Here is a 12,536-nt window from a genome sequence, read left to right as displayed (position 1 = left end):
TAGTCGGGACTTCGGGAGGCAAGTCTTGGTCGGCCGGCGCCTTGGGTGGCGGGGCGCACCGAACGGGCGGTGCCCCGCTGCCCCGCCCGCTCAAGGGCCGCGGCGCCCTGCCGGCCGGGCACCCCGGAATCGCCACGGAATCCACGGAATCTTCGCGACGCGCGAATCCGTACGAGATCGTCGTGAGCGGGAACGCCCGCCCGACCTCCAGCGTCCTAGCAGCCGACGGACTCCGCGCAGAGTTTTCCTGTCCTTCGCCGAACCATCCCCTGCCGTATCCGATCAAAGGGGAACGTCATGGGTCGGTAGCTGCGGGCCATGAGTTGCCGTAGTGTCACGGGCATTGTCGCGCGGGGGAGCGCGTCACAGTCGACGGGAGGGACGGACGGATGGCAGCGCACATCAGTCGGCGACTGCGCCACGGAGCAGCGACGACTGCGGTGGCGGCAGTGGCGATGGCCGCGCTCACGGCCTCTCAGGCCCCGGGCTTCGCAGGCGAGCACCACAAGGAGAAGGAAAGGGACGCCGCGAGCGAGCTGACGTCGCCCCCGGCGGGCGACGCCATCAGCGGCGACTCCTCGTACTACACGGACCTCCCGCCGCTGCGGAGCCCCAAGAAGTCCGACCTCCCCCGCCGCTCACCGAGCACCAACCAGCCCGGCGGGCAGGGCGGTGGCGCCGATTCCGGTATCCCGGCCACCGTGCTCGACGCGTACCAGCGGGCCGAGTCCTCCGTGGCGCGCGACCGCGCCCAGTGCCACCTGCCCTGGGAGTTGCTGGCGGGCATCGGCCGCGTGGAGTCGGGCCAGGCCCGCGGTGGCGCGGTGGACCAGGACGGCACCACCCTGTCGCCGATCCTCGGCCCGGTCCTCGACGGCAACGGCTTCGCCCGGATCACCGACACCGACGGCGGTGCGTACGACGGCGACTCGACCCACGACCGGGCCGTCGGGCCTATGCAGTTCATCCCGTCCACCTGGGCCACCTGGGGCCGGGACGGCAACGGCGACGGCGAGCGCAACCCGAACAACATCTACGACGCGGCGCTGGCAGCGGCCAACTTCCTCTGCTCCAACAACCGCGACCTGGCGATCAAGGCCGATCTGGACCGGGCGATACTCGGCTACAACCAGTCGACGGAGTATCTGAACACCGTCCTGTCGTGGTTCGAGTACTACAAGAACGGCACCCACGAGGTGCCGGACGGCACCGGCACGCTGCCCAAGGGCGACGGCCCCGGCGCGCGCAACACGGGCAAGCGGCCCGGCAGCGGCGCCGATGAGCGGGAGCGGCCCGGTCGCGGCCAGTCGAACCAGCGCCCCGGCGGGCACACCCCGAGCACCCCGCCGGCGGAGACCGAGCGCCCCACGGCCCCGAGCACCCCCAGCACGCCGCCGAAGCCGAGCAAGCCGCGCCCGAACCCCGACGGCCCGACGACGCCCCCCACCACCACCCCGCCCACGACGCCCCCCACCACGCCTCCGACGACTCCGCCCACCACGCCCCCGCCGACCACCACGCCGCCCAAGCCGCAGCCGGCGAAGGTCATCTCGCACGTCGGCGCACGGGAGTTCACGGCCGTCGAGGGAGCTTCGTTCGAGACGTCGCCGCAGATCAAGGTGGCGGACGCGAAGGGCAAGGCGCTCTCGGCGGTGCGGGTGGCGTTCGAGATCCGCGGCACCACCGAGGCCGAGTTCTACGGGCTCACCAAAAAGGTCACGGTGTTCACGCGAGCGGACGGCACGGCGAAGGCCCCGAAACTGATCGCCGGCAAGAAGACGGGCACCTTCACCATCCGGGCCACGATCGTGGGCCAGGCCGAAGGCGCGGTCGACTTCACCGCGAAGGTACAGCCACGCCCCGAGCCGACGCCGACCGCCGACGCGCTGACCCGCGCCGACGAGCAGCCGCTCACGGCGAAGCCGGAGGCCGCGTTCACCGACCCGATCGTGGTGCGGGCCACCCACCAGGGCAAGGCGGCGGCGAACGTGCCGCTCACCGCCACGATGATCACCTCGGACAAGGACGCCACCGCGAACGACAAGGGCCCCTACTTCAAGGACGCCCAGGACAAGCCGGTGCGCACGCTCACCGGCCTGAAGACGGACGCCAAGGGCCAACTCACCCTGCCGGAGATCTTCACCGACGGCACCAAGGGCACCTTCCTCCTCCGCCTCACCACCACCGACGGCACGACGCTGGACCTCACGCTGACGGTTGACTGATCCATCCGCGGGCGGGGGGCATGGGGCAGCCACTTCGTACGAGGCGGTGTCCGGCGGCATCGGGGGCGCCCCTTCGACGACGCTCGCACGGCACGGCACGACCCCGCACGGCACGGCCCGGTACGCGGGGTGGCCCGCCGCCTTCGCCGTCCGCCGGCAGTGCGCCGTGCTCAGCCGCGTCGGGCCCGGGCCGTGGTGTGGCGGGTTGGTTCGGCCGTCGTCGGGTCCTCCGGCCAGGGGTGCTTGGGGTATCGGCCGCGTAGTTCGGCGCGCACCGAGCGGTACCCCTCGCGCCAGAACGACGCCAGGTCGGACGTGACGGCCGCCGGCCGCCCCGCCGGTGACAGCAGATGGACCACCACGGGCACCCGGCCGCCGGCGATGCGCGGCGTCTCCTGCCAGCCGAACAGCTCCTGGAGCTTCACCGCGAGCACCGGCTGCTCCTCGGCGTAGTCCACGCGTATCCGTGAGCCGCTCGGCACCTCGATCCGCTCCGGCACCCACTCGGCGAAACGCGCCGCGTCCCCGGTCGCCCAGGGCAATAGCCGCCCCAACTCCGTTCCCGCATCGATCCGTTCGAGATCGGCCCTGCCGCGGGCCCGCCCCAACGGGCCGGCCAGCCACTCGTCCGCCCGTGCCAACAACGCCGCATCGCTGACGTCGGGCCACGGCTCGCCCAGGACCCGGTGGGCGAACGCCATGCGCTCCCGCAGCCCCCGGGCCTCCGCCGACCAGCGCAACAGCCCGAGCCCCTCCTGCCGCAGCCCCTCAACCAACCCGGCCCGTACGAGCTCCGGGTCCGGCGCTGACAACGGCCTGGTACGCAGTTCGATGCGGCCCAACCGCTCCACCCGGCGGGCCACCAGGTCCGCCCGCTCCGCGGACCAACCCACCTCCTCGACGGTGGCGTGCAGCGCGGACGCGGCGGAGCGCGCCGTCTCCTCGTCGATCACCGCGGCCAGCCGCACCCGCGCCGAGGCGGCGTTCACCGGCCGGTCGGCCACCGCGACGGCCAGCCACTCGGCCTCCCGCAGCCCGGAGCCGGCGGACAGCTCCGCGCCCGTCCCCGACGCCATCAGCAGCGCGCCCGCGCCCCGCGCCCGTGCCACCCGCTCGGGAAAGGCGAGCGCGGCGACCAACCCGGCCACCGCGTCGTCAAAGCCCGCGCCCCGGCCACCGCCGGCCACCGGGGCGTCTTCCATACGATGCGCACCGCCCGCGTCACCCGTCGCGCCCTCCACCGTTCGCAGCGCACCCACCAACCTGCGGGTCTCCTCGCGCCAGCGCCCGGCGTACGCATCGCCCCCGCGCCGCGCCGCCCGCCAGGCGGCGGCCAGGTCGTCCCCGTACTCCCGCGGCGGTTCCTCACTGAGCAGGGCCACCACCTCGGCGGCCCGGCGCGGACCGACCTCCCGGGCGCCGTCGAAGAGCGCCCGCGCCAGTCGCGGATGCAGCCCGAGCCTGGCCATCCGTGCGCCGCGGTCGGTCACCCGGCCCCCGCCGTCGACCGCCCCGATCGCCACCAGCACCTCCCGCGCGGCGGCCATGGCCCCACCGGGCGGCGGGTCGAGCAGGGCGAGGCCCGACGCGTCCGGCTCGCCCCAGCACGCACAGTGCAGGGCGAACGCGGTCAGGTCCGCCACCGCGATCTCCGGCGCCGGCCAGCGCGGCAGCCGGCCGTCGTCCGCCTCCGACCAACAGCGGTAGACGGTTCCCGGCGCCTCGCGCCCCGCCCGCCCGGCCCGCTGCCGCGCCGCGGCCTGCGAGGCCCGGACGGTCGTGAGCGCACTGAGACCGCGCGCGTGGTCCGTGCGCGGCTCCCGCGCCAGGCCCGCGTCCACCACCACCCGCACCCCGGGCACCGTCAGGCTCGACTCCGCGACCGAGGTCGCCAGCACCACCCGCCGCCGCTCCGAGCTGCCGGCCAACACCGCGTCCTGGACGGCGGCCGGTGCCCGCCCGTGCACCTGGAGCACGTCCACGCCCGAGCCCGCGAGGTCCCGCAGGTGGTGCGCGACCCGGCCGATCTCGCCGACGCCCGGCAGGAAACAGAGCACGTCCCCGGCCTGCTCCCGCAGGGCCCGCCGCACGACGACCGCGACGTGGTCGAGGAAGGCGGGATCGACCCGCATGCCGTGCGGTGGCCGCACCGCACGCTCCGGCGGCGCCCACACCACGGCCACGGGATGCGCGACGCCCGATGCCGTGACCACCGGAGCGGCAGCACGCGCCACCCCCCGATCCGATACGGCGGTCACTTCGCCCGCATCGCCCGCGAAGCCCACCACGGCCTGCTGCCCGGCCGCCCCGCCGACCGTTCCTGCGACTGTCCCCCCGGCCGCGGACCGTACGGGCTCCTGGCCCGCATCCGTGCCCGCGGCGTCGACCCCGCCCAACAGCGCCGCCCAACCGGCGGCGTCGGTGGTCGCCGAGGCCGCCAGGAGCCACAGCTCGGGCCGCAGCGCGGCCCGCACGTCGAGCAGGAACGCCGCCGCGGTGTCGGCGTCGAGATGCCGCTCATGGCACTCGTCGAGCATGACGACGTCAACGCCGACCAACTCCTGGTCCCGTTGCAATCTTTGCAACAGCACACCGGTGGTGACGACCTCGATCGCGGTCCGCGGCCCGACCCGCCGCTCCCCGCGGACCGTGAACCCCACCCGGCCGCCCACCTCTTCGCCCAACAGCCAGGCCATCCGCCGCGCCGCCGCCCGCGCCGCGATCCGCCGAGGCTCGGCCACGACCACCCGCCGCTGCCGGTCCGCCGGATCCAACAGCCCGGCCAGCGCCAACGGGACCAGCGTCGTTTTGCCCGTACCCGGCGGCGCGCACAGCACGGCGGCCCCGCGGTCCTTGAGGGCCTGCCGCAGCTCGGGCAGGGCGCTGCGCACGGGCAGCCGGTCGAGCACGTCACTACGGATCGTCATGGTCCCCATCCTCGCAGTGACCACTGACATCGCCGCCAGGGTCGATATAACGCCAGCTCAGAGCCGGTCGGCGGGCGCGGTCGAACGGAAGGTGCCCGTCACGGAGCGTACGGGCCGGCCCCGTCAGTCGGGCCACCGCACCGGCGCCCGCGGTCTCAAGGAGAGCGGTCGCCCGAGCGCTCAGTCCCGTTCGCAGACGAAGATCGCCGTGCCCGGGATGAGCCGCCCGCGCAGCGGGGACCAGCCACCCCACTCCTGGCTGTTCCAGTGCGGCCACTCGGGCTCGACGAGGTCGACCAGCCGGAACCCGCTGCGCACCACGTCCCGGACCCGGTCGCCCAAGGTCCGGTGGTGCTCTACGTAGACGGCGCGGCCTGTCGCATCCTGTTCGACGTACGGCGTGCGGTCGAAATAGGAGGCGGCGACCGAGAGCCCCTCCGGGCCCGGCTCGTCGGGGAAGGCCCAGCGCATCGGATGCGTCACGGAGAACACCCACCGCCCGCCCGGCCGCAGCACCCGCCGCACCTCCTGCATCACGTGCACCGGGTCGGCCACGAACGGAATGGCCCCGTACGCCGAGCACGCCAGGTCGAAACTGCCGTCGGCGAAGGGCAGCGCACCCGCCTCTGCCTGTACTAGGGGTACGGGGGCGGCCGTGGGGAGCTGGTCGGCGATCCGCAGGGCGTGCTGGAGCTGGCGGTGCGAGAGGTCGAGCGCGACCGGCCTGGCCCCCTGCGTCGCCAGCCAGCGGGAGCACTGCGCGGCTCCGGCCCCGATCTCCAGCACGCTCCGTCCGCTCAGCTCCTCCGCCGGGCCGAGCAGCCCCGCCTCCGCCTCGTCGAGCCCCTCCGGGCCCCAGACGAAACGGTCATCCCCGAGGAACGCACCGTGCTCTTCCTGGTACTCGTCCGCGTTGCGGTCCCACCAGCTGCGGCTCGCATGGTTGCTTTCGGTATTGCTCGCGCGCCGCCTGGTGGCCGTCGCGTCCTCGTCGTCGGCGTCCTCGCGCGCGCGGTCCGCGGCGTCCGCCGAACTCGCCCCCGGAGCGTGCGCCGGGGCGTGTGACAGCGTGGAATAGGGGCTCGGGCTGCCGTTTCCGACTGTCGTGAAGCTGTCGGGAGCGTCGCTCTGCCGCCGGTCTTGGCTCATCGTCGGTGTCGTCGTACTCTCTGAATCGACCTGTGGCCGCGAACACCGTGAGTGACCCCCGATGGCGGCCCGGACCACGCGTGCGCCTGGCATATGGCGGTGGCCTTCCACATGCGCTCTGTGCGCATTGACCCTGCCCGGCTGCCCCCGTATGCTACAAGTTGCGCTGCGAGCCTGCGTACCTCAGACGGAGCAGGTTGCGCTTGCATCTGTTGTATGTCCCCTCGGTTGTGCGAGGCGCTTGCGACCCCCTTCGGGATCGGTCGTCAAGTTCACGCCTCAAAGGCTGGCCGGCTTCGGCAGTGCGATACGGGCTTTCGGCGTAGCAGTACCTACGACTTCAATGTCCGTACCGGAGCCCTTTCCCACATGACGAGCAGCACCGAGACCACCGCCACCACCCCGCAGGTAGCGGTCAACGACATCGGTAACGAGGAAGCCTTCCTCGCCGCGATCGACGAGACGATCAAGTACTTCAACGACGGCGACATCGTCGACGGCGTCATCGTGAAGGTCGACCGGGACGAGGTCCTGCTCGACATCGGTTACAAGACCGAAGGTGTCATCCCGAGCCGAGAGCTCTCGATCAAGCACGACGTCGACCCCAACGAGGTCGTCGCCGTCGGTGACGAGATCGAAGCCCTTGTTCTCCAGAAGGAGGACAAGGAAGGCCGCCTGATCCTCTCGAAGAAGCGCGCCCAGTACGAGCGTGCCTGGGGCACCATCGAGAAGATCAAGGAAGAGGACGGCATCGTCACCGGTACCGTCATCGAGGTCGTCAAGGGTGGTCTCATCCTTGACATCGGCCTCCGTGGCTTCCTGCCGGCCTCCCTGGTCGAGATGCGTCGTGTCCGCGACCTCCAGCCCTACGTGGGCAAGGAGCTTGAGGCCAAGATCATCGAGCTGGACAAGAACCGCAACAACGTGGTCCTGTCCCGCCGCGCCTGGCTGGAGCAGACCCAGAGCGAGGTCCGCCAGACCTTCCTCACCACCCTCCAGAAGGGCCAGGTGCGCTCGGGCGTCGTCTCCTCCATCGTCAACTTCGGTGCCTTCGTGGACCTGGGTGGCGTGGACGGCCTCGTGCACGTCTCCGAGCTCTCCTGGAAGCACATCGACCACCCCTCCGAGGTCGTCGAGGTCGGCCAGGAGGTCACGGTCGAGGTCCTCGACGTCGACATGGACCGCGAGCGCGTCTCCCTGTCGCTCAAGGCGACGCAGGAAGACCCGTGGCAGCAGTTCGCCCGGACCCACCAGATCGGTCAGGTCGTCCCGGGTAAGGTCACCAAGCTCGTCCCGTTCGGCGCGTTCGTCCGCGTCGACGAGGGCATCGAGGGCCTGGTGCACATCTCCGAGCTGGCCGAGCGCCACGTGGAGATCCCGGAGCAGGTCGTCCAGGTCAACGACGAGATCTTCGTCAAGGTCATCGACATCGACCTGGAGCGCCGCCGCATCAGCCTCTCGCTGAAGCAGGCCAACGAGTCCTTCGGTGCCGACCCGGCCTCGGTCGAGTTCGACCCGACGCTGTACGGCATGGCCGCGTCCTACGACGACCAGGGCAACTACATCTACCCCGAGGGCTTCGACCCCGAGGCCAACGACTGGCTGCCCGGGTACGAGAAGCAGCGCGAGGAGTGGGAGGGCCAGTACGCCACGGCCCAGACCCGCTTCGAGCAGCACCAGGCGCAGGTCATCAAGTCCCGCGAGGCCGACGAGCAGGCCGCTGCCGAGGGCGCTGCCGCCCCGGCGTCCGGCGGTACGGGTGGCGGGGGCAACGTCTCCGGCGGCTCGTACTCCTCGGAGTCGGACGACACCTCCGGCGCCCTGGCTTCGGACGAGGCACTGGCGGCCCTCCGCGAGAAGCTGGCGGGCGGGCAGAGCTGAGCTCTCCCCCTGCTAGGCGGTAGTTAGCCAACGCCGAAGGCCCACCCCTTGGACGAGGGGTGGGCCTTCGGCGTTCTTCGGGCCGTGCTGAGCGTTCCGCGGTCCCGCTGCGTCGCCGCTCTTGAGCCGCTGGCTTTTGCGCGTACCGCGCTGCCGGTGGGCGGGGCCCTCGTCAGTTGCGTACGGGGATGCCGGGGTTGGTCAGTCCGCGGCCTCCGGTGACGGTGTTACTGCTGGTCACCGTGGTCGGGCAACGCTGGGCGTCGTAGTGCGTGACGTGGATGGCGTACCGGTCAGGCCCGGTGGAGCCGCTCAGGTCGGACTTGTTGCCGCGAAACGTGGTACGGCAGCCCCAGCCGGGCTGCACCTCGTGCGTCTGGTAGCCGTCGTTGGTCGTCCGCCGCCCGACGTTGTTCTCGACCAGGACGTCATTGCCCTTGATGTCGACCCAGGAGTCGTCGTAGTGGGCGCCAGTCAGCCCGCTGCCGTCGAAGGTGTTGCCGATGATCCTGGTACCGGTGGTGCCCTCCTTGACGTCGATGTTCTCGCCGCCGATGCCCGGGCCGAGCGTGTTCTTCTCGATCAGGATGTGATCGCTCTTGTCCGAGGTGCCGCCCGCGCTGCCGACGTAGATGCCCTCGCCCATGCCCCGGCCGTCGGTGCCGGTGTCCCGGATCGTGGAGTTCTTGATCGATCCGTTGGCGCTGGACTTCCGCCAGTGCACGCCCTCCATGGTCAGGCCCCGCACGGTGACGCCGTCGATGTGCACGCCGTTCGCCGCGTCCATGACGATCCCCTTCTGGCCGCCGGTGACGGTGAACCCGCGCAGCCGCCAGTCGTCGGCGCCGTTGAGGTGCAGCCCGTAGCCGCCGCCGGCGGTCAGTACGGCCTTGGCGGAGCCGGTCAGGGTGATGGGTGCGGCCGGACTGCCGGCCCGGGTGGTCTTGAAGTTCCCGCGGTACGTGCCGTCGGCCAGGGTGATGGTGTCGCCGGGACCTGCGGTGGCGAGAGCGTCCTTGAGCTGCTGCGCGGTGGATACCGGGATGACGGCCGCGGCATGTGCGGTGGGATGCGCGGTGGCGGGTGTGGCCGGGCCGGCGGCGAGCAGCCCCGTACAGCCGAGCAGGGCGAGCGGGAAGGCGATGCGGCCGTACGGGCGGTGGGCGGGGGCGTGCTGGACCGGGCGAGTACGCATGGGCCTGCCTCTGTGTCGGGGGTGATCGTGCCGGGAGGGGCGTTGGCAGGTGAACGGTCTGATGCGTGAACGGGGAGCTGGTACGTGAACGCCTGCCGGGAGGGGAAGGTAGGGGCGCCCCCGGGCGGCGTCAACCAGGGTGGTGCGATTGCCGCGCATCAGAGCCCGGGGGAGCGCTCTGCGCCACCAGTGCTCCAAGACCTTCGGTCGGGGACCGGACACCGGGAATGCCGGCGGGTGCAGCGGCGTTGGCCACAACGAGAACGAGGAGGAGCGGTCACGGTGTTGGAACCCCAGGACTTGTACGCATGGGAGCCGAGCGGGCTCGCGGCAGTGGACGCGATAACGTCTCGCGACTCCGCCGGGCTGGTGCTGCTCTACCACTTCGACGGCTACATCGACGCCGGTGAGACTGGTGCCCAGATCGTGGAGCGGCTGCTGAAGGGCCTGCCGCACCAGGTCGTCGCCCGCTTCGACCACGATCGGCTCGTGGACTACCGGGCCAGGCGGCCCCTGCTGACCTTCGAGCGCGACCGGTGGACGGCCTACGAGACGCCCGTGATCGAGCTCCACCTCGTGCGCGACGCCACCGGCGCCCCGTTCCTGCTGTTGGCGGGGCCGGAGCCGGACGTGGAGTGGGAGCGCTTCGCCGCGGCCGTGCGGCAGGTCGTCGAGCGGCTCGGGGTGCGCCTCACGGTCAACTTCCACGGCATCCCGATGGGCGTGCCCCACACCCGGCCGGTCGGGCTGACCCCGCACGGCAACCGCGTCGACCTGACGCCGGGTTACCAGGGCATCTTCGACGAGGCCCAGGTGCCGGGCAGCGCCGAGTCCCTGATCGAGTACCGGCTGAGCGAGGCCGGGCACGACGTGCTGGGCGTGGCCGCGCACGTGCCGCACTACGTGGCTAGGTCGCCCTATCCGGATGCCGCGCTGACCACCCTGGAGGCGGTCACCGCGGCAACGGGCCTGGTGCTTCCCGGAGTTGCGCACACCTTGCGGACCGCCGCGCTGCGGACCCAGGAGGAGATCGAGCGACAGATCTCCGAGGGGGACGAGGAGTTGGTGTCCCTGGTGCGTGGCCTTGAGCACCAGTACGACGCCATAGCCGGTGCGGAGACGCGCGGCAGCCTGGTCGCCGAGCCTGCCGAACTTCCCTCGGCGGACGAGTTGGGAGCGGAGCTGGAGCAGTTCCTCGCGGAGCGGGCGGAGCGCGACGGCGACGTCTGAAACCTCTGACTCCGAGCACGTCTGACGCCGCTGGCCCCGGCTCCGGGGGCGAGCCGACCTGACTGCGGCCGGGACGTCCAGGCTCCCGGCGCTGGCTGAGAGGTGGGGCCTTCCCCCCTTCCGGCCGGTGCCGGGCTGTGTCGCGTGCGCGTAGTCGTCGGGGCGCGCGGGTGGCCTGATGCGGGGCGCCGCGGCCGGCTGCGTGAGCGTCGCCGACGCCGGACACGATTTCCGAGGGCCCTGGGGGTGCGGGGCGGGGATTTGGCGCGTACGAGTGGGCGGGCATTCGCCGTGTAGGGGGGCGAAACGCCCCTGCTTGCTGGCCGGTGGGGGCCTGGGTGCAGCCGGTTGGCTGAGCCGGGCCGCATAGGCTTGGCCCATGCTGAAGCTGGGGCTCACGGGTGGAATCGGTGCGGGCAAGAGCGAGGTGTCGCGGCTGCTCGCCTCGTACGGGGCGGTGCTGATCGACTCCGACAAGATCGCGCGCGAGGTGGTCGAGCCGGGGACCCCCGGTCTGGCCGCGGTGGTGGCGGAGTTCGGTCCGGAGGTGCTGGGCGCCGACGGCCGACTCGACCGGCCGAAGCTCGGTTCCATCGTGTTCGCCGATCCGCAGCGGCTCGCCGCGCTCAACGCGATCGTCCATCCGCTGGTGCGCGAGCGCTCTGCTGAACTGGAGCAAACTGCAGGCGAGGGGGCCATCGTCGTGCACGACGTGCCGCTGCTCACCGAGAACGGCCTCGCCTCCCTCTTCGACCTCGTTCTGGTCGTGGACGCCGCGCCCGAGACGCAGTGCGACCGCCTGGTGCGGCACCGCGGCATGACCGAGGCGGAGGCGCGCTCGCGGATGGCCGCGCAGGCGACGCGGGAACAGCGGCTGGCCCTGGCGGATCTGGTCATCGACAACGACGGCCCGCTGGAGGCGCTGGAGCCCCAGGTCAGGAAGGTCTGGGAACAGCTCAAGGAGCGCGCGGCGGGGGCGTAGCGGCGCTTTGCGTGCAACTTCCGCACCCCCGTGTGGGGCTGCGTGCGTTGTGCCCGGCGGCACGGGACTACGGGGCCGCGGTGGTGTGTGGACGCACCGCGCCGCTCGGCGTCGTTCCCGACCTCGGACAGGGCGCGCGGCGCACCGTGGCGCGACCGGCGTGCGGAGTTGGACACGCCCCATCCCGTACGGACGGCGGGCTCCCCGGCGCGTGAGTGGCCGGAGGCACGGGAATACAGAGGCGGGGCCCGTCGTTGTGAGGCGTGTTGACGCGCCACCGTACCGCGCACGCGGTGTGGTGGCTTCCCGCATCGAGGCGCGGGCGCTGGGCCCAGCAGGGCGAGGCGCCGGCCCGCGGGGCGCGGCCTCATCGCCCATGGCCGGCGACCAGTGTCCGGGAAACCGGGAGAGGAGACGGCAGTGACCAGGCAGCATACGCCCGAGACGCATGTGATCGACTACCGCGCGGCGGAGCACTTGCTCGCGGCGCGCGACCCGCGCGGCGCCGTGAAACTGCTGGACTCCGTCATATCCGCGCATCCGGACAACACCGCGGCCCGACTCCTGCGGGCGCGGGCCTTCTTCCTGGGGGCCCAACTCCGCGCTGCGGAAATGGAGTTCCAGCACGTGTTGGAGCGCGAGCCGGACAACGCGTTCGCGCACTTCGCGCTGGCCCGCACGCTGGAGCGGGCCAGCCGCCCCGACGAGGCCACGCGCCACTTCCGGCTGGCCGCGGCCCTCGATCCGCGCCCGGACTTCGTCGCGGCGGCGCGCTTCGGCGAGGGCGGTCCGGCGAACTGACGGGGAGCGGGCGGGGCGCCCGGCCCGTAGCGACGACCCCGGTGCTGGTCACCGGGGCCGTGAAGGCTACGGCTGGGCGCCCCGCCCGCGCGTCGTGCTGGGGCACCTCGTCCCGCCGTCGTGGTCGGGCGCCCCTCCCGGGCGCC

At 72.4% G+C, this 12,536-nt stretch carries 8 protein-coding genes; 5 read left to right on the top strand and 3 right to left on the bottom strand.

The annotated features are described in order from the left end of the window. The first annotated feature begins 389 nt into the window (after nt 1-389). Nucleotides 390-2,225, top strand: coding sequence for a lytic transglycosylase domain-containing protein (locus ACMA1D_RS02550; protein ID WP_414722185.1), 1,836 nt, complete (start codon nt 390-392; stop codon nt 2,223-2,225). 170 nt (nt 2,226-2,395) lie between these two features. Here ACMA1D_RS02550 and hrpB read toward each other — a convergent pair whose 3' ends face one another. Together hrpB and ACMA1D_RS02540 are read right to left on the bottom strand one after the other, a co-directional pair. After that, entirely contained in the window at nt 2,396-5,152 is a 2,757-nt protein-coding gene (gene hrpB, locus ACMA1D_RS02545) for an ATP-dependent helicase HrpB (RefSeq protein ID WP_414722184.1), read from the bottom strand. A 180-nt stretch (nt 5,153-5,332) separates the two neighbouring features. Beyond that, entirely contained in the window at nt 5,333-6,301 is a 969-nt protein-coding gene (locus tag ACMA1D_RS02540; protein WP_414722183.1) for a class I SAM-dependent methyltransferase, read from the bottom strand. A gap of 369 nt (nt 6,302-6,670) precedes the next feature. Here ACMA1D_RS02540 and rpsA point away from each other — a divergent pair, with 369 nt between their 5' ends. Further along, entirely contained in the window at nt 6,671-8,182 is a 1,512-nt protein-coding gene (rpsA, locus tag ACMA1D_RS02535) for a 30S ribosomal protein S1 (RefSeq protein WP_383700527.1), read from the top strand. Between the two features lie 172 nt (nt 8,183-8,354). On the opposite strand, the gene ACMA1D_RS02530 is transcribed toward rpsA, so the two are convergent. Continuing rightward, nucleotides 8,355-9,377 carry a nitrous oxide reductase family maturation protein NosD gene (locus ACMA1D_RS02530; protein WP_414722182.1) on the bottom strand — a complete coding sequence of 341 codons (1,023 nt, stop codon included), beginning with the start codon at nt 9,375-9,377 and terminating at the stop codon, nt 8,355-8,357. Nucleotides 9,378-9,659: 282 nt separating this feature from the next. On the opposite strand from ACMA1D_RS02530, the gene ACMA1D_RS02525 reads away from it, so the two are divergent. From ACMA1D_RS02525 to ACMA1D_RS02515, 3 genes are all read left to right on the top strand, one after another. Further along, entirely contained in the window at nt 9,660-10,607 is a 948-nt protein-coding gene (locus ACMA1D_RS02525; RefSeq protein WP_349992787.1) for a PAC2 family protein, read from the top strand. Between the two features lie 379 nt (nt 10,608-10,986). After that, complete coding sequence (gene coaE, locus ACMA1D_RS02520) at nt 10,987-11,589, top strand: dephospho-CoA kinase (protein WP_414722181.1); 603 nt, start codon at nt 10,987-10,989, stop codon at nt 11,587-11,589. Between the two features lie 420 nt (nt 11,590-12,009). Then, complete coding sequence (locus ACMA1D_RS02515) at nt 12,010-12,390, top strand: tetratricopeptide repeat protein (RefSeq protein WP_414722180.1); 381 nt, start codon at nt 12,010-12,012, stop codon at nt 12,388-12,390. Nucleotides 12,391-12,536: the final 146 nt, after the last annotated feature.

Origin of the sequence: Streptomyces sp. 796.1 (assembly GCF_047525675.1) — a bacterium.
Lineage (GTDB): Bacteria > Actinomycetota > Actinomycetes > Streptomycetales > Streptomycetaceae > Streptomyces.
This window is presented reverse-complemented; position numbering and strand designations above follow the sequence as displayed.